Source organism: Mesorhizobium sp. WSM4312, assembly GCF_002294875.1.
Taxonomy (GTDB): domain Bacteria; phylum Pseudomonadota; class Alphaproteobacteria; order Rhizobiales; family Rhizobiaceae; genus Mesorhizobium.
Map to the genome: position 1 here is coordinate 24,129 of NZ_NSFU01000016.1, position 24,129 is coordinate 48,257.

Genomic DNA, 24,129 nt, shown 5'->3' on the forward strand with positions numbered 1-24,129 from the left:
TGCCATCGTGTCTGAAGCGGTCGCGGTCACCCTGCACAGTGCCGGACGAAAGTAGCCTTGCGGCGAGTTCCGTCTAAGATTCGAGGCGGTTGCGCCTGCGTCAGTGCGCCTGATCGGTGTCGGTCGAGAACTTAATGCCACGAGGCCAGATCGGGAACTCGGGATCGGGAGATCGGCGCTGGAACCAACTACTTTCCGCGCCGCCGGCGACCAGCGCGACCTTCGCTCGCGGTCGCTAAGCCTCCTGGCAAGTGAAGTTGTGAGCCGTGTCCAATTCTACGCGAATTGGCTGCTGTTTGCAGGAATGCAGCTAAAGGGGCATCAACTGCGCTGCCGATCGGCGCTGTGGCAGCAATAACCTAAAGGCATCAGCATACCATTGGAGTCTTAGATGAGGGGTACGTCAATCACGGCATTACGCAGGCTCAAACGGCCAGACCTTTTGCGTGGTGATGCGTATCTGAACGGCGCCTGGCTCTCCAAATCAGATACTCTTGCCGTGTTTGATCCTGCCAGCGGTGACGAGATCGCTCAAGTTGCGGCTTGCGCAGACGCCGACGTTGACGACGCGGTCCATTGCGCAAGAGCAGCGTTCCTCAAGTGGCGCGACATGCTTCCGTTACAGCGTGGTGCATATCTGCGGAAATGGGCGGCAGGCATGCGGGAGAGCGCCGAAGACCTGGCTGTCATCATAACGGCCGAGCAAGGAAAACCGATTGCTGAAGCCCGCGGCGAAGTTTCATACGCTGCCGGCTTTTTAGATTGGTTTGCAGGGGAAGGGGAGCGGGCTTACGGCGAAACGATTCCCAGCCATCTCCCCGCAAGCAGGCTGGCCGTGCATTTGCAGCCGATCGGGGTGACTGTCGCCATTACGCCATGGAACTTCCCAGCGGCAATGATCACCAGAAAGGCTGGAGCTGCACTGGCCGCTGGCTGCACAATGATTGTAAAGCCGGCACCCGAAACGCCACTGTCGGCCCTCGCGCTTGCCCGCCTTGCCGGGGATGCTGGCATTCCGCCCGGCGTGTTTCAGGTGATCACGGGCGAAGCTCCGCCACTTGCCAAACGGCTGTTGTTGCATACCCACGTGCGTGCGTTCTCTTTTACGGGCTCCACCGAGGTCGGCAGAATCCTTCTCGAGCAATCCGCGAAGACAGTGAAGAAAGTCTCGCTCGAACTTGGCGGCAATGCTCCTTTCATCCTTTTCGGCGATGCGCCGATCAACGCTGCGGTCGCCGGTTGCATGGCAGCCAAGTTCGCGACATCCGGTCAGGACTGTCTCGCGGCAAACCGGATTTATGTGCAGCGAGAGATTTACGAGCATTTTACGGAAAAATTTGCCGAGGCCACCAGTAAACTAAAGGTCGGGCACGGATTGGAGCCAGGTGTCGACATCGGTCCGATGACAAAGACGTCTGGTGCTGACAAATGCAGGCACCAGGTTTCTGAGGCTCTAGCAGCCGGGGCTCGAATGGTAGCAGGCGCACAGCACAATTCGCTTGGCGGGAACTTCGTCACGCCGGCCGTGCTTGCTAATGTGACCGATGACATGGTGATTGCGAAGGACGAAACGTTTGGACCTGTCGCTGCAATCCTGCCCTTCGACGACGAACGGGAGGTGGTCGCGCGAGCCAACAATTCCGAGATGGGACTTGCGGCCTACGTCTATACCCAAGATCTCAACCGAGCCATGCGGCTCTCCGACCGGCTCGAATATGGCATGGTTGCCGTGAATACTCCAAAATTTACGGGGCCGGGCATTCCGTTCGGCGGCTGGAAACAATCCGGCCTTGGTCGCGAGGGCTCAAGGCACGGTCTTATCGAATATCTCGAACCCAAATACCTCTGCATCGGCAACATCGCGGCCTGAAAGGAAGCATTCAATGACCATCAACATCAAAGAGATCACCGAAAAGGACCGCAACTCGGTCTTGCATCCTTTCACTCAGCTTAAAGATTTCGCCACTGGCAAGCTCGGCGACCCAACGATCGTGGTGACAGGGAAGGGGATCCGCATCCAGGACGCGCATGGCAACCAATTTATCGATGGCTTTGCCGGCCTATACTGCGTCAATGTCGGGTATGGCCGCACGGAAGTCGCCGATGCGATCTCGCGTCAGGCCTATCGCTTGGCGTATTACCACTCCTATGCGGCGCACACGACCGACGAGCTTGCGATCCTCTCCGATCGCCTTGTGAAGATGGCGCCGGGCAAGATGAGCAAGGTGTTCTATGGCATGTCCGGCTCGGATGCGAACGAGACCCAGGCCAAGCTTGTTTGGTACTACAACAACCTGCGTGGCAAGCCGACCAAAAAGAAGATCATCTCCCGTGAACGCGGCTATCACGGCTGCAGCGTCGTGTCGGGCTCGATGACGGGCATGAGCTTTTATCACGACCACATGGACCTGCCACTTCCGCAGATTGTTCACACGGGTGTTCCACATCATTACTGGGGCGCAACCCCGGGCGAAACCGAGCGCGAATTCTCCGCTCGCCGCGCCGCCGAGCTTGATCAGTTGATCGAGCGGCTCGGCCCGGACAACGTCGGCGCCTTCATTGGCGAGCCCGTCCTCGGCACAGGTGGTATCACGCCTCCGCCGGAAGGCTATTGGGAAGCGGTACAGACGGTCCTCAAAAAACATGATGTGCTGCTGATTGCCGATGAAGTGATCACAGGGTTCGGCCGCACCGGTTCCATGTTCGGCTCACAGCACTATGGCATCGAGCCAGACCTCATCACGATCGCTAAAGGTTTGACGTCGGCCTACTTCCCGCTTTCAGCGGCAATCGTCGGTGAGAAGGTGTATAAAGTCCTGGAGGATGGAGCCGACAAGGTCGGGGCATTCTCGCACGGCTACACCTACTCTGGTCATCCGATCGGCGCCGCCGCGGCCAACGCGGTCCTCGATATTGTCGAGAAAGAAGACCTCCCCGGCAATGCGCGTGACGTCGGCGCGTTTTTCCAGGCGCAGTTGCAGGAGAGGTTCGCGCAGTTGCCGATCGTCGGCGAAGTGCGGGGCGTCGGTCTTATGGGCGCAATCGAGTTCGTTGCCGATCGCGACAATCGGAAGCGTTTCGATCCGGCGCTCAAGGTAGGTGCGCGAATCTCGAAGGCCGCCCGTGACCGTGGTCTTATCGCTCGGGCCATGCCGCACGGGGACATTTTGGGCTTTGCTCCGCCGCTGGTTACAACCAAAGCTGAGGCGGAGGAGATTGTTGCAATCGCAGAAAGCGCCGTGCGCTCGGTTATGGATGAGCTTGTTCGCGAGAGTGAGAAAATCTGAATGAGTTGGGCCATCTTGTCGTAATCAAGGCGCAAACTCAAGCGACGGCCTGATCGGCTTGCGGGGCTGCCAGCTGAGCTGGTGCCGCGTTCCGCTCATTGAGTTTTCGGCGGAATTCAATGCAGACACTGCTCAGGAGGAACTGGTGGCCAATTCGACCGCACTCAATCCCTGGGAATGGCCTGAAAGCCATTGGCGGCGGCGCATCAACAAAGTCAGAGCGGGCAAGGCACTAAGACCAATGTGGCCCGGCGGTAAACGCTGTGCCTTCGCCATCTCGTTCGACGTCGATCATGAGTCGAACGAATTGCGCAGGGGAGGGCGATCGCTAAGCAGATTATCCTGGGGTCAGTACGGGAGCCGACGAGGGATGCCTCGGGCTTTGGAACTCTTGAGAAAGTACGACGTTCCGGCGAGTTTTTTCGTTCCCGCTGTGATCGCTCAGTTGTATCCAGACGAGCAACGCGCAGTTGTCGATGAAGGCCATGAAATTGGCATGCACGGCTGGATACACGAGCTAAACTCGGAACTGAGCGCAGAGAGCGAGCGCTCTTTAATGATGAGGAGTGCCGACACTCTTGAAAAAATCACTTCCAAACGCCCGACGGGAATTCGAACGCCTTCCTGGGATTTTTCCGACGCAACTCTACGGATCATACGTGAAACCGGATTGACATACGACTCATCCCTTATGGCCGATGATAGTTGCTATGAGCTGCTGGAAGACGAGGAACCCACGGGAGTGATTGAAATACCGGTCGAATGGATTCGAGACGATGCCACTTATCTTTGGATGAGTCCCGATGGGTCTTCACGGCCAGATTTATCAGTCGACGACGTGCTTTCTGTATTTATTCGGGAGTTCGAAGGGGCCTATCAAGATGCCGATTTATTTCAGCTGACTCTGCATCCACACGTCATTGGATATCGCTCACGGATCTGGATCGTAGAAGAATTAATTCGACGCGCCAAAGCAAAGGGTGACGTTTGGTTCGCCACACATCATCAGGTCGCCGAGCGTGCGTCCTCATGTCTCTGAAAACTCTCAGACAGGAACGCCGGTAGAGTGCGGTGTTCTTGGGGCGGCGCAAGCCGTCCTGCGCCTCGACCGTTGCGGCGGTCACCAATGGATTTGGAATGACGCGGATCATCCGCTGTCCGGTATTCGCTTTCAGAGCGGGTACAGTGGGAGTTCTTATCTTGGAGGAGGACTACAATCTTGATTGACACGACCTTTGCCGGAAAAACGGTGCTGATTACCGGCGGGTGGCGCGCTTGGCCCGGCCAGTGCCAAACTGCTGGCGGCGGGTGGAGCGGATTTGGTGTTGGCTGACCTGTCGCAAGAGGCTCTGGACCAAACTCTGGCCGCCTGTCCTGGTGCCCGTTGAGTTGTCTGCGACGTGACCGATCCGGCGATGCTGGAAGGGCTGGTCGACCTCGCCCGCGAGAGCTTTGGCCGGCCGGTTGAGGGCTTGGTCGCGGCCGCTGGCATTACGGTGCGATGAAGCGGCTGATAGACGTGAAGGGTACGAAGCCATGTTCAGCTTCAACGTCGGGGCCATTTGGCGAATCTGCAAGCTGCATCCCGCAGATGCGCGAGCTTGGCCGCGGATCGGTGGTGCTCTTCAGCTCGACTGCTGGTCTGCAGGCCTCGAAGGACGTGCCGATCTATTCGGTGACCAAGGCGGCGGTTGTGATGATGACTCGCACGCTGGCGCTGAACCACGCGGCAGAAATATCCGCGCAAACTGTGTCTGCCCCGGAACCATCGCCAGCCGTTGGCCGAGGCCGGCGTCGCCTTCGCCCGGGGAGAAGCGGCACAGGTCGAGCGCCGGACGAAGATCATCGCTGCGCATCCGATGGGCCGAATGGGGTTGCCGTCCGAGGTGGCGACAGCTGTCGGCTATCTGCTGGACGATGCGGCGGGCTTCACCATCGGCGCCGCGCTTACGGTCGACGGAGGCAGCCTTGCCTAAGCTCCGGTCAGAAACACTGTCGTCGTCACCGGCGCGGCGCGCGGGATCGGTGCCGCAACAGCGGCGTGGCTTGGCTCGGAAGAGGCGTGGGTGTTGCTAGTGGATGTTCTGGATAAAGTGCACGACACAGCTGCGGGCCTTGGCCAGACGGCGCTCGTCTGCGATCTGGCCATGCCCGACGCCGCAGGGCGGGTTCTGGCCGCCTTGGATGCCGCAAGGATCGAGACGCTCGACGTCCTCGTGAACAATGCCGGCATTGGCGGTTCGAAGTCGCTCGCCGATACTGACGATGCCTTTTGTTCCCGCTGATCGATATCAACTTGCGTGCAGTCATCAGCCTGACCCGCGAGTTGCGGCCGCGGATGCGCCAGCCGGGCGGGCGGATCATTAATGTCAGCTCGATCCTCGGGCTTACGGGCTATCCCGGAACGGTAGGCTATTCGGTGGCCAAGGCCGGGATCGCGTATCTCACGCTCCAGCAGGCCGGCGAGCAGGGCCTGTAGGGTATAACCGTGAATGCGGTGGCGCCCGGCGTGGTCCCCACCGACATGACTCGAGCGCTGCACGTACGCAGCTACCAACGCCTGATGGTCGCGCCAATCCGCTCGAGCGCGTCTCCTCGCCGGAGGAGCAGGCGGCGGTGATCGCCTTCCTGCTTCGGACGACGCGTTCTACGTCTCGGGCGCAGTGATCCCCGTCGACGGCGGCTCCCGCCTGTCACAGTAGAGAAGAATAGCGCAATTTAAGCCTATACACAGGATGGCCCTGCAATTCCCGGATGCAGACCGACTCTGCCGGTAACCGGTTCCGGTGGTCGATCCTGTTAGCGGCGCCATTACCCGGCGCACATTTGATCGCGGTGGTGGGCAAGTTGAATTTACCCTTCGCGCGCTTCCCAGCGATCAATATGGCAGTGTCGTACTGCTCGGTCATTGTCGCAACGGTCGCGTTCAGCGTCGGCGCGAACCACAGCGCCTTGGCCACACCAGGTTGTAGCAGACGGATCGCCTCAGTGACCCGCCGAAGAAGCTGAGGCCGTCAATCCAGTCGGGCAGCTTTTGAGTCAGAGTTGGCAAAGGCTGCTCGAACTGAACGACTGTTGAGGAAAGCCTTTGCAGGCGCGGCGGGCGCGAGCACCGCGGGGAGCCGCAAAAAGGCACGCGGAGAGCTCTGCTGAGGCTGCAGTCAACTCAGCGTCCTTGGGAGCATATTGAAGTAGTATTTGCCCATCTCTCCCTGTTATGGCGATTTGAGAAGCAAAAAGCCCGTTCAGCGTTTAGCTTGGAGAATGTGCCCACTGCACTGCTCGCCCGCGAATCACCGATATTATGCAGATTTAGGAGCTCGACGCCGATCTCCTGCATTTGTTGGCGAGGATTGCTGGAAGAGTACCCATTCAATGCACTAAAATCCTGGAGTGGTCTGATCCTCATATTGTAAGTGTAGGCTGGCCTGATGCGGCTGGTTCCAAGTCTTCACAAAGGTTCCAACTACGCCTCCTCCCAAGGCGCATCGGCCCGGCAGCGAGTTCAATCTCCTGCCGGGCGTTGTAACTATTTGCGCACATTGGCCGATTCGGACCTTCAACGGGTTGGGCGGCTGCTGGCTGTCGGAGCAATGTAAAACTGGCTCATAGGCAAGAGTTAGATTGATGAGCAGTCTTGCGGACCAAGTCGCCGATCCAAATTCGCCAGGAGCATTTGCGCCCCTCAGAAATCCGAGCTTTCGTTCAATCTGGTTCGCCACGCAGGTCAGCTCGCTCGGCTGGTTGATGCAGACTGTTGCCATCAGCTGGCTGATGGCTACGATTTCGACTTCCGATCTGATGGTCGCGCTGGTTCAGGCTTCTTCAAACCTGCCAGCGTTCATCTTATCCGTCTTCGCCGGGGCCTTGGCTGATAATTTCAGCCGGCGCCGGGTCATGTTCGCCGGCCGGTGCCTTATGGTATTGGCATCTGCGATGCTGACGGCTTTTGTGGTGCTGGGCTTTGTCGATCCGTGGATGATCCTCGGCTTCAGCTTCTTGATCGCATGCGGCGGCGCTCTCCACGATCCAGCCTGGCAGGCCTCGGTTGGCGATATGGTGAACCGACGCGACGTTCCCGCCGCCGTCACGCTCCTCTCCGTTGGCTTCAACACTGTTCGGACCGTAGGCCCGGCGCTCGGTGGCATAGTAGTTGCCTCTTTTGGGCTGATGACGGCTTTCGCCGTAACCAGTCTTACCTATCTGGTCCCTTTGGTAACCATATGGCGCTGCAAGTGGATGGTTCGCTCATCACCTCTCCCACGTGAGTCGATGAGGACGGCGATCTATGACGGGCTACGCTTCACGGCGATGTCGTCGGAGATTAAGACGGCGATCACTCGCGGAACCCTCTTTGGTCTGGCGAGCATCGCCATTCTCGCGCTGCTGCCGCTGGTTGTCCGCGACCAGCTGGGAGGCGGACCGCTCGCCTATGGCACGCTCATGGCCGGATTCGGGACAGGCGCCGTCTTCGCCGGCATCTCGAACAGCGTGTTCAGACGGAGCTTGTCACAAGAGCGGCTGATGACGCTCGCATGCGTCGCCTGCGCGGCATGCTCCCTTTCGCTTGCGCTGACTTCTTCGATTGCAGTGGCGGCAATTGCACTCGCCATGGGTGGCGCGGGCTGGGTCACCGCCTGGTCCGGGGTCGGCGTGACCGTGCAACTGGCAAGCCCGCGCTGGGTCGTGGGGCGCACCATCTCGATTTACTATGCATTGATCGATGGCGGCATCGCAGCGGGCAGTTGGGTGTGGGGCACGGTGGCCCAGAACCATTCACTGACCTTGGCACTGGAGGGCTCCGCTGGAGCCCTTCTGCTGGTCGCCGCCACGGGCCTCCTGTTTCCCCTTCGCGAGCGCCGCGAATCCGATCCAGATGCTTTGGAGGACTTCGACGCACCGGCAGTCGCCCTCAATCTCAAGCCAAGAAGCGGTCCCATCGTGGTCAAAGTCGAGTACCTAGTGCCCGAGGAAAATCGCGAAGCATTCCTGGAACTCATGCGGGCGCGCCGGCATGTGCACAGTCGCGTCGGCGCTCGTCATTGGACTCTCCAGCGCAACCTTCAGGAGCCTATGCAATGGATAGAGACATTCCGCACGCCGACCTGGACCGACTACCTTCGCCTGAACCATCGTCTCACGGAAGCAGACAAGGAATTGGGTAAACAAGTGCTGAAATTGCATGCAGGACAGCTTCCGCCTAAAATCATGCTTTTTATCGAGCGACCAACAAGCTCGGCCCTAAAGTCCGATGAATCAGCACGTTATTTTCTCCGACACTGACTCTTCGAGGTTAACCCCTTGTATCTGCACGCAGAGGACTTTGTGCGATGGAAGCGACTGAGCCTCGAACCGGATGGCCATCCGGTTCGAAGCAAGGCGAAGTCGCCCGACACCCCTCCGGCCACAACCGTGGGTGAGCCTGGGATCTTCGCCTTCGTCACGTACGACCGAATAGTCGCTTGGCTCCAATCGCACGCACAAGGCAGGTTACCGTGAACAAGACTATCTGTGGAGTGGATGTTTCGAAAGACTGGCTCGATACCCATGTCGTGCCGAGCGGAGCGGCGGGCCGCTTTCGCAACGATGCGGCAGGCATAGCCGAGCTTGCTGCCTGGTGTTAGGTCAATGGTGTCGAGCTCGTCGTCATGGAGGCCAGTGGCGGCTACGAACGGCTTCCCTTCCTGCTGTCGTGGGAGTTGGGAGTAGCCTGCGGCATGGCCAATGCGAGGAGCGTACGCTGATTCGCCGAGGCGATGGGCTTCCTGGAGAAGACCGACAGGATCGACGCCGCCGTCATCGCCCGCTATAGCGAGGTCAAACGGCTGCAGCCGACGCTGCCGCCGAGCGCGGCCCAGCAGCGGCTCAAGGCGCTGGTCGCCCGGCTTTCCCAGGTAACCGCCGATCTCACCGTCCAGAAGCAGCGCAAGAGCGCTGCCACTGATGCCGATACCATTGCCTGCGTATTCCGATGAAGCCGGCCACCGATTCCGATTTGAAGCCGGCCAGTCATTCCGATTTCATTCCGGCCAGCATTCCGATTTGAAGGCGGCCATTTTTCGGTCTGATCCTGGGTCTCGTTGATGTTTGGGTTGGGTTTTGTTTCAGGTCAAGCTGACGGATAAGCCCGAAAGCGGCACCATGCAAGAATACAATAGGTCCACCGGTTCCATTCTCGCAATACAAAGTCGCGACGGCCCCAATCAATATGCAATGTTCGGTGATCATTGTTTCCTCAGCAAAAGCGAGCCAGATCGGTCTGCATTATGCATATGGGAAGCGAGGCTTCTGGTATTTACTTCATAAGCGTAGCAGCGTCTACAGGCCTTTTGCGCCAATTGCCCCCTAGCCGAACGCAGGAATTCGGCGTAGGCGCCCCAGTTCTTCAACCGCGAATTTGCAGGAAATTCCTAAACAAGCGCGGTGACCGTCTAGTGCATCAAGTTACGCGCGGAGCATCCTCCCCAATGCCTGCATCTGCGGCCTTCTAATCCGATCAATGTGGTCGCAAGCGGGGTGCGACCCGAAGCGCGCAATCACCATCTCCGCCTTTGGCGCTATGTACAGGTTCTGGCCGTAAAGGCCCCGACCTTCAATAGCATCAAGCTCGTCGTGTGATACCCACCATTGGCTTCGGTATGTATAGCCGAATGGGAGGTCCGGCTTGGCGGGGTGGTCGAGATCTTGAAGGTCGTAGACAACACTCGCGGGAACCAGTTGCTTGCCATTACACGAGCCTTCACATCGCATCAGCTCGCCGAAACGCGCCAAGTCGCGCAACGTCACATTGAGTCCGCTATGCGCCCTCGGCATACCGTTTGTCGGGTCGATCTCGACATAGGCGTCTTCTTCGCAGCCCAGTGGCAACCATAAGCGCTCCTCCAACAGTTGTGCGAACGACCGGCCCGTTGCGCGCGACATAACCCAAGCCATAACATTGGTATCGACGCCTTTGTAGACAAATTTGCCGTGCGCCCCTTCCTTTCGTATGGTACGCAGGTATTCGCATCTATATGACTTGTCTACACTTGTGTAATCTTCAGTAAAAGCAACGTTAGTTTGCATGTCCATGACTTGGCGGAGCGTTGCATCTTCCCACCCTGTACCTCGTAATTCCGGCACAAACTGCGATATTGTCTTCCTGTCGTCGAGAATGCCCTCATGCACCAACGCCGCGGCTAGGGTGCCCGCATACGATTTGGTGATTGACTGACACGAATGTTGTACGTGCGGCGCGAGTGCGCCGAAGTATCGTTCGTATATGATCCGCCCCCGATGCAGGACCAAAATGCCGTCGGTGTAGGTGTCGAATAGCGCCTCCTCGAACCGGTTGGTGCGGTCGTCCATGTCGACGAACGTGAGCCCATCGATTTCGGTAGACCTGTTGCTGCACTCAAGCTGCGACGGTCCGCCCCGCCCTCGCCACACTTGGACTGTGGGCCGCAGCTCACGCATATGCGATAGCGACCAGCGAAGCTGAGGAAAGGTCCAAACAGTTTCATTCTCGAATGTTACACGCTTGTCTGGCGGCGGCGGCGCACCGCGCATCCAGCCAAATTCGCGAGGATCCGATGCACGGCCGTCCAGGTATTGCTGTCCGTCGAATTCGAGTACGCTCTCCGACGCGTTACCGACGGTTTGCCGTTGTTTGAATTCTGTCATACATGGGATCCAATTTCATGCCTAGGCGCCCCCGGCGCCAGCTGGCTATCGAGAGTTGCGACCCAACCTCGGGAGTTCGGACTGGACTAAATCACAACATGTTATGATCATAGCAGCGGCAGGCGCGCATTCTATGCGAAATGTCCTCGACAACGCAGCAAATCAGCGTTGTATTGCGGCCGGCGCATACTTGCGGCCCCGCTCTCGCGTGGCAAGTAGGACCTAACTTGCCGAACGCTTCCAGCTACAAGAGGCATGAGCCATCATGCGCAGTATGCCGAGTACATCTCGATTAAACCGGGTCCGAACGGGTTGACAATTGTAACGCGTCTCCGCTGTCCGAGCTACGATGAGTCAAAAATTCTCTGGTCTATCAACGATGTTGACCCAGAGGGATACGTGCGAACTCGCAAGGCAAGAAATCGCGAAATGGCATGGGCGACTCTGCATGTTGGCGACGCGATAGTGGATAACGCCGTCGCCTTCGTAGGTGGGCTCGGCTTGAGTCGTCGCATGCGACGTCTCGAAGCAACCGCCCTGGTCAATAGCGACGTCGACCAGCTCCGAGCCCTTCTTCATGCCGGACATCATTTCGCGGGTGACGAGCTTTGGCGCGGCAGCACCGGCGATCAGCACGGCCCCGACCACGATGTCGGCAGAGAAGCATTCTTCCTCGAGCGCCCCGACGGTTGAGTAGCGGGTGCGCACACGGCCGGCGAAGAGGTCGTCGAGATTAGGGAGGTCGAGATTAGGGAGGTCGAGATTAGGGAGAGAGAGGGGCTTGGACCGCAGTTCCCACGTGACCAGAGTCAGCCCTGCAAGGTGTAATTCAACGCGCCAGTCCAGTTTAGATCCTTCCAAACAAGACGTCTTGTGGCGATGCAATCTGCAGCCTTCGGAGTCCAGCGAGTTGGCGAGTTCGCCGACCTCTCTGAGGCCAGGGTATCCGTGCTTTGTGAAATCGCCAGAGCGATCCGGCGAAAGCCAAGGGTAGTTCGCAGGAAACCTGCATCATCGAACTCGATTTCGCTGAATGCCAACAATGCAGAGCGATAAGGTGTCGTTCGTTAAATGACGGACCGGGATGGGTCCAATCAGCAGGGAGCAATGGCGCACCGCTAAGACACTCCTCTCGGTGGCGACGAAGGTAGCTTTCAAGAAAATAAGAACGAGAAAAAAGGGAACTATAGATGAACAATCATGTAACGACGGTCGTAGTTGCAGTCTCCATGGCGGTTGCGTCGATGTCTTTGTCAGCCAAGGCTTGCGCCGGCGAAGTCCTTGATCGTGTGCTCGCGGCACAGACATTGACGGTAGCGGTCGGGTCCGACTGGGGAGCCTTGTCTCACTTGAACGACCAACATGAACTCGACGGTGATGATGTAGAGGTCGCGAAGGGCATTGCGGACTACTTGGGCGTGAAGATCAAATTCGTGACCCCGGGCTGGGATATCATTCAGGCAGGCCAGTGGGGGGGGCGTTGGGACATGGCCATGGGTCAAATGACGCCGACCAACGATCGCGCCAAAAAATTCGCCTTCCCGGCCATGTACTTCTACGAAGGCGAAGTCGCTGTCGTTCACAAGGATAGCAAAGCGACGAAGCCTTCCGACCTGGAGGGCAAGATCGTCGGCGTCCGAGCGGGAACTCTTGGCGATTTGTATGCCAATCACAAGCTCACACCGGCATGGATCGGCGCTAAGCCAATACAATATCAATTTACAGCGGGCCAAGTGAAGGCTTATCCAAGTGCTAACTCTCTTACGCTTGACGACCTGCGCCTCGGCGATGGTGTTCGTCTCGATGGCGTCATTACTGAAGGAACGACGGCGGCTGCGGCAATCAAATCTGGCTATCCATTGAAGGTTATTGGCGATCCCTTATTCTACGCCCCGGGCGCTGTCACAATCGAGCGTGGCGATAAGGAGTTTATCGACAAGGTCGCTGCCGCGGTCAAGAAGATGAAGGATGACGGCACTCTTGCTAAACTCTCGGTCAAGTGGTTCGGGGGGGATTTCAGCGTCGATAAATAACATGACACAATCGTGGGCGTCCCCTTCCCGGGGGCGCCTCTTCTTAGGAAGAAAATGCTTATGCTTTACCACGATACAGTTGAATCTGAGGTGCTCGTCCACAAGCCATGGTTTATCGGCTGCATATTTGCAATTGTGCTCGCGGTTTTTCTTATCTTCAACGTAGCGGGCACCACGATGGGCGAACTCCTACGGCCCGTGATTGGCGATCACGCACAAGTGAAGTTTTACAGTCGCATTGCGATCGCTTTTGTAATTGCCGCAATGTTCTGCCTCAACCTCGTGCTGATTGGTTTTGTCCCGCTCAAAATCCAAATCGGGATCGTATGGTTTGAGTTGGTGCTACTGTTCCTTTCGCTCTTCGCGGCATTTGACTTAAGCATGCCATTTATTTGGGCAAACCTGCCATTTCTAATTACGCAGGGGGTAGTTACTACAGTTTACGTATCAGCGATGTCACTGCTATTTGCGTCGGCTATCGCAATAATCGGCGCGATTGCGAAACTGTCAAGCAACGGCATGGCTTACGCGATAGTCAGCTTCTACACTTCATGCTTCCGGGGTCTGCCGCTTCTCATGCAGGTTTATCTGATCTACATGGGCTTGCCCCAGGTAGGTTACGTTATTAATGCCGTGCCTGCAGGCGTGTTGGCGCTTTCGCTATGCAGTGGTGCCTACATGACGGAGATCTTCCGTTCGGGCATAGCCAGCATCGATCGCGGCCAGTGGGAGGCATCCCGGTCATTAGGTTTCGGCTTTGCGCTCACAATGCGCAGAATCATTCTGCCGCAAGCGCTTCCGGTTATCATTCCCCCGATGGGAAACACGTTCATCTCAATGCTCAAAGACAGCTCTCTCGTTTCGGTTCTTGGCGTTTGGGAGCTGACGTATCTAGCTCACTCACTCGGCCAGCCAACCTTCCATACTATGGAGATGCTAGTAACAGCGGCAATGATTTATTGGATTTTATCCGCCTGCCTGGAACTGGTCCAATCCCGGATCGAGGACCATTTTGCCAGAAGTAAGAAGCGATGATCGTGAATTCATTGGTCAAGCTAAAAAAGACGTCTAAGTTGGTTCGGCCATTTTCAAGGCACTTACAGATGCGCCAATGAACAAGAGAGATGCAATATTGAGCGACGAAGTCATCGAAGCTAAGAATGTATCCAAATGGTATGGTGCCTTCAGAGCACTAACTGACATCAACCTAACCGTCCGCAAGGGCGAACGTATCGTCATCTGTGGGCCCTCAGGCTCGGGAAAGTCGACGCTGATCCGTTGCGTCAATCGGCTCGAAGCGCACCAGGATGGCGAGATTACCGTCACTGGGATTAGGTTACATAACAAAATGCGCAACGTAGCTGAAGTTCGCAAAAGCGTCGGCATGGTTTTTCAGCACTTTAATCTTTTCCCGCACATGACCGTGCTGATGAACTGTATGGCGGCGCCGATGTGGATAAAGGGCGTTCCAGAGGGTGAGGCTAGAAAGATCGCGCTTAAATTCCTAGAGCGCGTGCGCATTCCCGAACAGGCGAACAAATATCCGGCTCAGCTCTCCGGGGGACAGCAGCAGCGCGTCGCAATTGCCCGGTCCCTCTGTATGGAGCCTGCAGTCATGCTCTTCGATGAGCCGACCTCCTCGCTCGATCCAGAGATGGTCGCTGAAGTGCTCGAGACTGTGACCGGACTCGCACGCGACGGCATGACCATGGTATGCGTCACCCACGAGATGGGCTTTGCGCGCGCCGTGGCCGATCGAGTAATCTTCATGGATCGAGGTGAGATCGTCGAAGAGGGTACACCGCACGACTTCTTCAGAAACCCGCAGCACGAAAGAACGAAATTGTTTCTCAGCCAGATCTTGTCGCATTGAGGGAGCCATCCTTCAACGAGGCCGTTCGACCGAGTTACTGTGTATCGAATGCGTTGCCTCAGGCCAGCGAGACAACATGTGCGGATATTGTATTCGTACGTATTGGCTGACATACATCAGAGCGTTCTCGGCAAGCGCCTCGTTCCCGGAAGCGCGAGAGTAGGATCCCGCTGAGCTTGTGCGCAGCCCACCGTGCCAGTTCGCGTCCAGGCGCGCTGAGGATTGGCTCGCCACACATGATCAGGTTGCAAGAGTGCGGCCTCAACCCTCTGCCCGCAACCGACCACAATCTGCAGACGTCGTCCTCTGGCAGATTCCCGACCATCTTTGGGTGAACCAAACGGATCAACACATGTTAAAGAACATAACCTTCGACCGCCACAGCTCCGACAAGCTTAAGAGTGAGGTCACGATCGACATTGATAAATGGGGGGTTCCTCATATCAAGGCTCAGAACTTGCACGACCTATTTTTCGCGCAGGGTTGGAATGCAGCTCGAGACCGCCTCTGGCAAATTGATATTGCGCGCAAACGAGGTCTCGGTCTCCTGTCACGAGACTTTGGCCCCGGATATTTGGAGCAGGATCGGGCGGCGCGTCTCTTTTTATTTCGCGGAGCCATGAGTGCAGAATGGCAGGCGTACGGCCCGGATTCCGAAGAGATATGCTCAGCGTTTGCCGAGGGGATCAATTCCTACGTAGACAGTTGCCATGACGGTTTGATTGCCTTGCCACCCGAGTTTGGCCTCCTCGGTCACACTCCCGACTATTGGAAACCCGAAGACGTCGTTCGCGTGCGAACGCACTCACTAACCCGAAATGCGATTTCGGAGCTTCTGCGCTGCAGGGTGATGGCATTGGCAGGTGTGGAACGAGGTACCCGCCTCGACAGGTTGAGACAAGAATTGTCACCTCCGATAGCGCCACGACCAGCGGAGGGCCTTGACCTCGCCTTTATGACAGATCGAGTACTGCAGGATTTTCGCTTGGCAATCTGTCCCGTCTCATTCTCGAGGGAAAGACTTGCAGCAAGTCTTCAGGAAGCTGACCGTTGGACCCGCGTAACACCGAGTGATGAGATCATGCAGACGGTGTTCCAAGAGGGCTCAAACAACTGGGCCATATCCGCAACAAAAACCACAACGGAGCGACCAATCCTTGCTCTAGACCCGCATCGCAAGCACGTCCTTCCGTCCATCAGGTATCTTGTACACCTGAGTATGCCCGGGCTCGATGTAATTGGCGCTGGAGAGCCTATGATCCCAGGAATCTCCATGGGTCACAACGGGACAGCCGCCTTTGGTCTGACTATTTTCGGCGCTGACCAAGAAGATATTTATGTTTACGAAACCAAGAGTGAGGGAAATAAATACTTATATAAAGGGGCCTGGGAGCAGGTGAAGACTATACACGAGAAAATTCCAGTTCGCGCCCACACCGACCAGGAGGTAAAGCTTCAGTTCACACGCCATGGACCCATTTTAAACCAAAATGCTGAAAAAGACCGCGCCTTCGCACTGAGAACCGTATGGATGGATCCCGGCATGGCACCTTACATGGCCAGCTTGGCCGTAATGCGCTCTAAGACATTTTCAGAATACACCTCCAGTCTAGCAAACTGGGGTTGTCCTTCAGTTAATCACATCTATGCGGACACGTCGAATGTAATTGCGTGGAAACCGTCAGGTGCGGCTCCGGTCCGAAGAAATTGGGACGGCCTGCTTCCGGTTCCAGGAGACGGTCGGTTCGAATGGGAAGGGTATTTGTCACCGGACGATGGGCCGTTCGAGATGAACCCCGCCAAAGGTTTTGTCGCCACTGCCAACGCAATGAATGTTCCGGAGGAATGGAGTAGATCGCATCCTGCTTTTGGCTACGAGTGGTCTGACAGCAGCAGACATGATACCCTTCATACAACTCTCTCACGATCAGAGAAGATCTCGTTGCGGGACTGCATGTCGCTGCAATGTTCGGTGTATTCGCCGATAGCAGTTCGTATTCTTGCGAAACTAGACACTCTTCTCGGTTCGGTTGCAAACATGCCTGCGTTGCACTTATTTTCTAACTGGGACCGGCATTTGGATGCGAGTTCGCCAGCCGCCGCGTTCTTTGAGATTTGGCTTAGCAAACACCTTGGCCCGACAGTAGCTCGCTTAGAAAGCGCTGACGATGAAGTGTTGGCACTGCTCGTGCCTTTACAGCCTTCGGCCATAGCCTCTTGGCTCGAACAGGCAGAGCCTAGTGAAAAGTTGAAGCATTCCATAATGGAATCCCTAACTTCTGCCTGGAGTGAATGCATATGTCGATTTGGCGACGATTCTGCCTCATGGGCATGGGGCAGTATACATAAGCTTGATTTGCGCCACCCTCTGCAGGCACTGACGTCTGAACAATGGTCGTTGGGCGCCATAGCCCTCGGCGGAAGTAGCTCAACGCTCAATTTTTCGAGTTACCGAAGCGGCCAATTCTCTGTTTCAGAAGGACCGTCAGTGCGGATAATCATGGACGTTGGGTCATGGGATGACAGTCTCTTTATTAACAATCCAGGTCAGTCGGGTGTTCCGATCTCAAGTCATTATCGTGACCTCAATCACGATTGGCAACGGGGCGAATACAAGCCCTTGTTATATTCAGAGGAGTCCATACGGAGGGAGCTCGAACATAGGGTCGTCCTGTCTCCCGCTGACTGTTGAGGATGCGACAGTATAGGCCGCTTACCATTGTAGCAGGAACATATCGGTCGAACTCACCTGGCGGCAAGGTGAGGATCGACACTTTAGCGCCCGCCGGCCGACTTTGATATTGACAGCGGAACGCCCGGCCGGAATCTGGATGCGCTTGTGGGGCAATGATCCCGCTGGTGTGCGGCGACCACCCCTGATCGTCACGAGCAGGGCCGTCGCGGCCTCCAATAATGTTGCAGGAGACTTAGAAGCGGGATGTCCCGCATTGGCAATTGCTCTGCCTTGGGGCCATAGGGAAGAGGGGTAAGGTGCTGGCCCGACCACCGGAGAGCGCGTCTGTTACTACAAGGCTCGATCGCGGCCGCATCACGGCCCTCGGCGGCTGCCGATAACGCGCGCTTCGGGCGCTACCAGTACGCATTGGCGATAATCGCATCTGCTGTAGGAGAGCACTTGATTCGAGACTGACAGTGCGACGGTCAACAGGGTTCGCTATCATTGTCGAGCCGAGTTCAAGAATGGACACATACCTCAGGGAGGACCTTTCAGGGGGCAGACCATTGTCTGTCTCCTCATCCGAGAAACAAGCTAACCTCGCAGAGAGTGGCATCAGGGCAACACGTCATTGTCCTTCGATGCGACTGAATATCGACGACTTCAACGCGGCTTGCCGCCTTCGCGTATAGCCGCAGGACCTTGAATGCCGGGAACCAGCCGAGAAATGTTGGCGGTGGGTGAGCGCCTTTCATTTTTCAAGTCCGCTACATTCTGTCTGTCATATACCCGAAGGCGGCGATGCTTGTTGCCCGCCCGATGTGGTTAGCAGTTGACGTGCCTTCTTATGTATCTTCATTCAGCCTGCGGTGGCACGCTGGCCGTTTCGTTGAATGGCGGGGGAAAAAAGGCGTTGATGACTCAGGCTTGCGTGGAGCACTCGTGGGGCGCTCGATTGACAATGTTATTCGTGGAGAATGCTTTCCTTTGTGGAGGAGGATGATTCTCTCGTCCAGTTCCTTGTCGGCCTCGGTAAGGCGATGATTCAGGCGAAGGTAGTCGGTCCAGGTCGGCGTACGGAATGTCTCCGTCCATAGCACAGGCTCCTGAAGGTTGCGCTGGAGAGTCCAGTGCCGAGCACCAACGCGACTCTGTACATGCCGGCACCCGCGCATGGCGAGGAATTCTTCTAGATTTTCCACGAGTATGAGGTACTCGACTTTGACCACGATGGGGCCGCTTCTCGGCTTGAGACTGAGGGCGACTGCCGGCGCGTCGAATTCCTCCAAAGGGTCGGGCTCGGCCTCGCGACCCTCGCGAAGGGGAAACAGGACGCCGCTCGCAATGGAAGAGGCAGTGCCAGAAAAAGGGAGCACGCCGCACAGGCGACGCATGCCAGCGTCATTAGTTGCTCTTCTGACAAGCTCCGTCTTAATAGGCTGTTGGCGACGCCAGCCATGACGGCGCCTGTGCCGAAGCCGGCGATGATGGTGCCATAGGCGAGCGGTCCTTCGCCCAGCTGATCGCGGACAACCAATGGCAGCAGTGCGAGTATGGCGATGCCCGACAGGCCAAAGAAGGTTCCGCGGGCGATCGCCGTCTTGATTTCCGATGACATCGCTGTGAAGCGCAGCCTGTCATAGATGGCCGTCCTCATTGACTCACGTGGGAGAAGTGAGGAGCGAACCTTCCATTTGCATCGCCATATGGTGACCAAAGGGATCATATAGGTGAGTGTAAACATAGCGAAAGCCGTCATAAGTCCGAACGACGCAATCATGATGCCGCGAGCGCCGGTCCCACGGTCCGTGCAGTGTTGAAGCCAATGGAGAGGAGGGTGACGGCAGCGGGAACTTCGCGTCGGTCCACAATATCGCCAACAGAAGCCTGCCAGGCGGTATCGTTGAGCGCGGCACCACTTGCGATCAAGAAGCTGAAGCCGAAGATCATCCACGGGGCGATAAAGCCCAGCACCACTGAAGCCGTAGCATCGCGGATGCTATTACCATTAGGCATCGGCCGGCGAACATGACTCTTCGACGGCTGAAGTTGTCGGCGAGAACCCCTAGCGAAAATGGACAAAATGAAAGCGGGCAGGTTAGACGAAGCCTGCTCGAGCGCAACCATCAGATCGGAGGTCGGAACCGTTGCCATTAGCCAGCTGATAGCAACGGTCTGCATCAGCCAGCCAAGGGAAGAGACTTGAGAGGCTAAACCAGATTGAGCGAAATGTCGTATTCCTGAGCGGCGCAAACGTCTTCGGCGAAACTACATCCGCATCTGCGCCCGCCGCTTTGCTCATTGCTCCGACCGATTCGGTTCCGCCAAGCTTAACCACTTCGCGCGACACGATCCTCTTACACGTCGGATGCGCCAAATGCAGTCTTTGTATTAGTGTCATCTGGTAGCGAGATGCGGAGGTGGCGGCGGAGAGCCGTCGCTGGTGTCGCAGCGGCCTTACATCAGTGCAAACATGCTGTTGCGTGGCGCCGGCACAGTTCCCCCGGCGTCGGCGGCTTCGCCGGCAAGAATGCGAAGGCGCGCCGACTCGCTGCCAAGCTCAAGGTCGTCAGCATGGTTCTTCTGGCCGAGGCTGACGAGCTTGCCGAGCAACTCGGCGCCTTTGTCGGCGATCCTCTGGCGAGAACAAAGCTGTCGGAGACCAGCGTTGCCTGCATTGAGCGGCCGATGAAGGCACTATGCGCATCTCGCTGCGAGATGCAGCCGATATAAAAACAGCATTTGACGCTAGCCGCCAGGAAAGGGGATTGTCACCCCGCATGAGCCGGCGAAGCTTTTGTTCAATTTCGAACATGGACGCGATCGCGCGTTTTGCGCAACCAAACCACGACACACTGATTGAGGTGAGATATGGCGACGACACGCTCCGCAATTCCTCTGACTGGTGTACCGTTTCCGATATCAGAGTATGAGCGCCGGCAAAACAATGTGCTGGATGCGGTTGCTACGGCAGGCTTGGACGCAATCGTAGTAACGGCGCACGGCCACTTGAAGTATCTCAGCGGCTACGATGGGAGCGGTGGATATTTCGCGCCTTTCCCTCTTATTCTGATGCCGGGTCGGGTCCCGATATTTGTTGTCCGAGAATATGACGAGCAGGCAGTACGTTCATATAGCTGCATCGAGGAAATTGAAACCTATACACATCAGCCTGATTTTGGCAGGGTCTGCGCCGATGTATTGCGTCGACTCGGACTGGACAATAAGCGAGTCGGTTTCGAGCTTGGCTGCTGGAATCTCGCGCCCGCCGACGTGCGCGCAGTCCAAGACCAGCTCCCGGATCTGAAGATTACTGACGTCACCCGACTGGTCTCGTCAGTGTCAGCAGTGAAAGGAGAACTTGAGTTGGCGTGTATGCGCGATGCTGTTCGACTCACTGACGTGGCAATTCGAACCTTTCAGCAATCGCTTCGTCCCGGCATTACGGAGATCGAAATGGCAGCGGCCCTAGCTGCGGCGGTAACAAACGACCCCAGCAACGCCGCTGGGGATATCGGGCTTGCGCCGGGTACCATTTTGTTTGGAGAGCGAGTGAAGTTGCCCCATGCGCCAGCGACCCATCATCCTCTCAGCAACAACGAACCTGCCTTTCTGGAGATAGGGGCTTCGAAACACGGGTATACAGTGGGAATGGTTCGATGCGCAGTCCTTGGCAAACATCCCGAAACCGAATCTTTGCACGGCTTGGCTGAAGAGGTCATTGCGGCCCTTGTCTCCTCGATTCGACCAGGTGCTACGCCGGCGGACGTTCACGCTGCTGGGGGCGAGGTGTTGAAGCGATCTGGACGCAAGGGCGTCTTCCGCCAACGAACAGGATACCAAACTGGCATCAATTGGACTGAGCGCGGCGACCTAAGCCTGGAGCCCGATGTAAATGAACCACTCCGAGCTGGCATGACCCTGCACATGCCAAACATTTTGTGCAGCGAAAGTGGCTACCTATTTGGTGCCGGCGCACACGTGCTCGTGACAGAGCGCGGCGCGGAACTCCTGAGCGAAATCCCGCCAACACTTTATCGGGCGTGATGCTAGGCGGCGTGGACAAATTTGAGCCAGTATCTGGCGGTGGCTAGGTAGACCATTCCGAGGAAGCTATTGGCCAATTGATCGTAGCGGGTGGCAATGGCCCGGTTGATTTTGAGGTGGCCGAACATGCGCTCGATTCGGTTCCGCTGCTTGTAGAGCGCCCGGTCATACTCGATCTTCACGCGGCGGTTTGATCGGCCGGGTATGACGGGTTTAATCTTCCGCTCGGCGAGATCGGCGCGAATGGTATCGGCATCGTAGCCCTTGTCCGCAAGGAAGGCGTCCGGTGCACGAGTCCCCCTTTTCCGCCCGCTGCCGAGACATGGGCGCGAACTGTGGTGCTGTCGATGCTGTAGTGGCCGCTGTCCGCCATGACCTCGGCGAGCATTACCGCCACGGTCTCCCAGACCCCGGCCTCGCTCCAGCGTCGGAACCGACGATAGATGGTGTTCCAACTGCCGTATTTGGGCGGGACATCCCGCCATGGAGCGCCGCAGCGGAGCCGCCAGAGAATGCCGTTGATGATCGAACGATTCTGCTTGGGAGGTCTACCTCGGCCGCGTTTGTCAGGGTCGATGGGCAGCAAGCCCTTGAGAACACGCCATTCTGCTTCGGTGAGATCGCCCCTGCTCAAACCTGCCTCCAAAAAGCAGCCTTGAATCAATCCTCTTGGGCTACGTCAATCGCATCGACGTCCGAAATTCCGTAAGGCGGATATACTATTCCGCCAAGGTGATGGACAGTTCGAGAGGGCTGTCGCTATCCGCGAAAAATCGGCTGCCATCCTCAAACTCGATCACCACCTCTCCATCGCGGTGGCGCATGACACGGCGAACAACCTTGCCAATCAGCATCGACGTAGCTCGTTCGCTCTCTTCTTCCAGTGTCATTCCCAATGCTAACAACCCGATCGCAGGAAAGCGACCCTGCTAACATCGAATTTGTCCACGCCGCCTAGGGTCTGCGGTTTGCGGATTGAGTGGCAAAGCGCATGCAGTCCTGGAAAGTAGGTCGTGGGAGGGGGAGGAGTGTCGCGATGGTGACAGCTCTTCCTACTCAGACCTTTGCCATTGGCCGTTGCCAGCAGAGCCAGAGTTTATGATTGCCAGCACTTCGCAGCTGGTCCTCTAAGGCCGAAGCTTATCCATTTGAGGGCAAACGGCTTGTTATCGGGTCGCAGTCGCCGGCGCCAACACCGAGGCCTGAACGCGGGGCTATCTCGGTTCTAGATGGTTACGATATCCAAACTGCATTTGACGAAAACACCGGTGGCATCGATCATTAATTACGCACCGGCGCCTGATCCAAATTACTCAAATGCGGGAACGTGCCTATGGTTGGCGTTGACAGGTTCAAGGAGATCGAGATCGAAGCGATGACTTGGCGCCGGTACCTGCACGAGAATCCGGAGCTTGACTATCGGGTGAATGACACAGCGGCATTTGTGGCGGAAAAGCTGGCTTCCTTCGGGATTAACCACATCGAGTGCAGGATAGCTGAAACCGGCGTGGTTGCGTTGATCCAAGGTCAACTCGGAGATGGGCCCACTATCGGGTTGCGGGCCGACATGGACGCTCTGCCTATACTCGAAGCTTCAGGCAAACCTTGGACGTCGAAAAGGTCCGGACAGATGCACGCGTGTGGTCACGACGGGCATACTGCAATGCTCCTTGGCGCCGCGAAATACCTCGCCGCGACCCGGAACTTCAAAGGGTCCGTTGCCCTGATCTTCCAACCTGCCGAGGAAGATGGCCGCGGCGGCCAAAGAATGGTCCAGGAGGGGATCATGGACCGTTTCGGGATATCTCAGGTCTTTGGCATGCACAATTGGCCAGGCATGGAGGTTGGTGCGTTCGGCATTTGCGAAGGTTCGATTTTTGCCGCGCTCGACGAGTTCGATATTGTGGTCAAAGGCAGAGGGGGTCACGCGGCCGCTCCCCATCTGACAATTGACCCCGTCGTTGTTGCAGCTCAGATCATTTTAGGCTTGCAGACACTAGTCTCACGCAACACGGACCCCACCGAGTCCCTGGTGATCTCCGTCACAAAGCTGAACGCCGGACAAGCTTACAACATCATTCCCGAACGCGCGGAGATTGCCGGAACAGTCAGGACACTGTCACCGATTTTGCGCGACTTCGCTGAAAAACAGATTGAGGCGTGCGCGGAAAATATTGCACGCGCTTCCGGGGCGAAGGTCGAGTTTCAGCATCGCCGCCTGGAGCCCCTCACTGTCAATCATCCCGATCAAACGCGTCGGGCAACAGAGGTGGCGCGTGCTCTGGTCGGCCATTCATCGGTGAACCCCAAAGTCAAACCTAGTTTGGGGTCAGAGGACTTCGCGTACATGCTAGAGGCGCGGCCGGGGGCATGTATACTGCTTGGAAATGGATCGACTGCTGCTCTCCATAATCCAACCTACGACTTTAACGATGAAGCACTGCCATACGGCATTGGATACTGGGTCAACTTGGCCGAGGCTGCTCTAGCACCATGACATTGTCCAAGCAAAACAACCTTGGCTAATCAAGGCTGAGATCACAAGAAGAG

Annotated in this window: 15 protein-coding genes and 6 pseudogenes; 14 read left to right on the plus strand and 7 right to left on the minus strand. The window is 56.9% G+C overall.

What is annotated here, in order from left to right; all coding sequences use genetic code 11:
• Positions 1-391: 391 nt before the first annotated feature.
• The 6 genes and pseudogenes from CK228_RS25480 to CK228_RS36380 all read left to right on the plus strand — a co-directional run bounded on the left by CK228_RS25480 (position 392) and on the right by CK228_RS36380 (position 5,766).
• Positions 392-1,870: an NAD-dependent succinate-semialdehyde dehydrogenase gene (locus CK228_RS25480; RefSeq protein ID WP_063169326.1), complete on the plus strand. Its 1,479-nt coding sequence runs from the start codon at positions 392-394 to the stop codon at positions 1,868-1,870.
• Positions 1,871-1,883: 13 nt separating this feature from the next.
• A complete protein-coding gene (locus CK228_RS25485; protein WP_063169325.1) occupies positions 1,884-3,287 on the plus strand; it encodes an aspartate aminotransferase family protein in 1,404 nt (467 codons plus the stop codon).
• A 145-nt stretch (positions 3,288-3,432) separates the two neighbouring features.
• On the plus strand, positions 3,433-4,326 hold the full coding sequence (locus tag CK228_RS25490; RefSeq protein WP_224570030.1) for a polysaccharide deacetylase: 894 nt from the start codon (positions 3,433-3,435) through the stop codon (positions 4,324-4,326).
• 739 nt (positions 4,327-5,065) lie between these two features.
• Positions 5,066-5,263, plus strand: coding sequence for an SDR family oxidoreductase (locus CK228_RS36370; RefSeq protein WP_063169323.1), 198 nt, complete (start codon positions 5,066-5,068; stop codon positions 5,261-5,263).
• A gap of 27 nt (positions 5,264-5,290) precedes the next feature.
• Positions 5,291-5,572: pseudogene (locus CK228_RS36375) on the plus strand (SDR family NAD(P)-dependent oxidoreductase); the annotation flags it as partial.
• Positions 5,560-5,766, plus strand: a complete 207-nt coding sequence (locus CK228_RS36380) for an SDR family oxidoreductase (protein WP_199489648.1) — start codon at positions 5,560-5,562, stop codon at positions 5,764-5,766. The pseudogene CK228_RS36375 and the gene CK228_RS36380, both read left to right, overlap by 13 nt.
• A 400-nt stretch (positions 5,767-6,166) precedes the next feature.
• Here CK228_RS36380 and CK228_RS35975 read toward each other — a convergent pair.
• Positions 6,167-6,333 (minus strand): annotated as a pseudogene (locus tag CK228_RS35975) (IS21 family transposase); the annotation flags it as partial.
• Between the two features lie 581 nt (positions 6,334-6,914).
• Between CK228_RS35975 and CK228_RS25515 the strand changes: the two are divergent.
• Together CK228_RS25515 and CK228_RS25520 are read left to right on the plus strand one after the other, a co-directional pair.
• On the plus strand, positions 6,915-8,570 hold the full coding sequence (locus CK228_RS25515; protein WP_063169321.1) for an MFS transporter: 1,656 nt from the start codon (positions 6,915-6,917) through the stop codon (positions 8,568-8,570).
• A gap of 269 nt (positions 8,571-8,839) precedes the next feature.
• Positions 8,840-9,226, plus strand: a pseudogene (locus CK228_RS25520) (transposase); the annotation flags it as partial.
• Between the two features lie 505 nt (positions 9,227-9,731).
• Here CK228_RS25520 and CK228_RS25525 read toward each other — a convergent pair.
• On the minus strand, positions 9,732-10,949 hold the full coding sequence (locus CK228_RS25525; protein ID WP_063169320.1) for a serine hydrolase: 1,218 nt from the start codon (positions 10,947-10,949) through the stop codon (positions 9,732-9,734).
• Positions 10,950-11,303: 354 nt separating this feature from the next.
• A pseudogene (locus CK228_RS25530) lies at positions 11,304-11,681 on the minus strand (alanine dehydrogenase); the annotation flags it as partial.
• Between the two features lie 458 nt (positions 11,682-12,139).
• Between CK228_RS25530 and CK228_RS25535 the strand changes: the two are divergent.
• The 4 genes from CK228_RS25535 to CK228_RS25550 all read left to right on the plus strand — a co-directional run bounded on the left by CK228_RS25535 (position 12,140) and on the right by CK228_RS25550 (position 17,547).
• Entirely contained in the window at positions 12,140-12,982 is an 843-nt protein-coding gene (locus tag CK228_RS25535; protein WP_063169318.1) for a transporter substrate-binding domain-containing protein, read from the plus strand.
• Positions 12,983-13,042: 60 nt separating this feature from the next.
• Complete coding sequence (locus tag CK228_RS25540) at positions 13,043-14,017, plus strand: amino acid ABC transporter permease (protein WP_063170377.1); 975 nt, start codon at positions 13,043-13,045, stop codon at positions 14,015-14,017.
• A 94-nt stretch (positions 14,018-14,111) separates the two neighbouring features.
• Complete coding sequence (locus tag CK228_RS25545; RefSeq protein WP_135921822.1) at positions 14,112-14,855, plus strand: amino acid ABC transporter ATP-binding protein; 744 nt, start codon at positions 14,112-14,114, stop codon at positions 14,853-14,855.
• Between the two features lie 352 nt (positions 14,856-15,207).
• Positions 15,208-17,547 (plus strand): penicillin acylase family protein, encoded by a 2,340-nt coding sequence (locus CK228_RS25550; RefSeq protein ID WP_063170375.1) that lies wholly within the window; start codon positions 15,208-15,210, stop codon positions 17,545-17,547.
• Between the two features lie 830 nt (positions 17,548-18,377).
• Here the strand turns inward: CK228_RS25550 and CK228_RS25555 are convergent.
• Together CK228_RS25555 and CK228_RS35440 are read right to left on the minus strand one after the other, a co-directional pair.
• Positions 18,378-19,834: pseudogene (locus CK228_RS25555) on the minus strand (MFS transporter).
• A 155-nt stretch (positions 19,835-19,989) separates the two neighbouring features.
• Entirely contained in the window at positions 19,990-20,145 is a 156-nt protein-coding gene (locus CK228_RS35440) for a hypothetical protein (RefSeq protein ID WP_164548527.1), read from the minus strand.
• A gap of 258 nt (positions 20,146-20,403) precedes the next feature.
• On the opposite strand from CK228_RS35440, the gene CK228_RS25565 reads away from it, so the two are divergent.
• On the plus strand, positions 20,404-21,579 hold the full coding sequence (locus CK228_RS25565) for a Xaa-Pro peptidase family protein (protein WP_063169317.1): 1,176 nt from the start codon (positions 20,404-20,406) through the stop codon (positions 21,577-21,579).
• 2 nt (positions 21,580-21,581) lie between these two features.
• Here the strand turns inward: CK228_RS25565 and CK228_RS25570 are convergent.
• Positions 21,582-22,213: pseudogene (locus tag CK228_RS25570) on the minus strand (IS5 family transposase).
• An 85-nt stretch (positions 22,214-22,298) separates the two neighbouring features.
• The gene (locus CK228_RS35445) at positions 22,299-22,469 is read right to left on the minus strand and encodes a hypothetical protein (RefSeq protein ID WP_164548526.1); all 171 of its coding nucleotides are present in this window, start codon (positions 22,467-22,469) and stop codon (positions 22,299-22,301) included.
• Between the two features lie 443 nt (positions 22,470-22,912).
• Here CK228_RS35445 and CK228_RS25575 point away from each other — a divergent pair, with 443 nt between their 5' ends.
• Positions 22,913-24,076 (plus strand): M20 aminoacylase family protein, encoded by a 1,164-nt coding sequence (locus tag CK228_RS25575; protein ID WP_063169316.1) that lies wholly within the window; start codon positions 22,913-22,915, stop codon positions 24,074-24,076.
• Positions 24,077-24,129 lie beyond the last annotated feature (53 nt).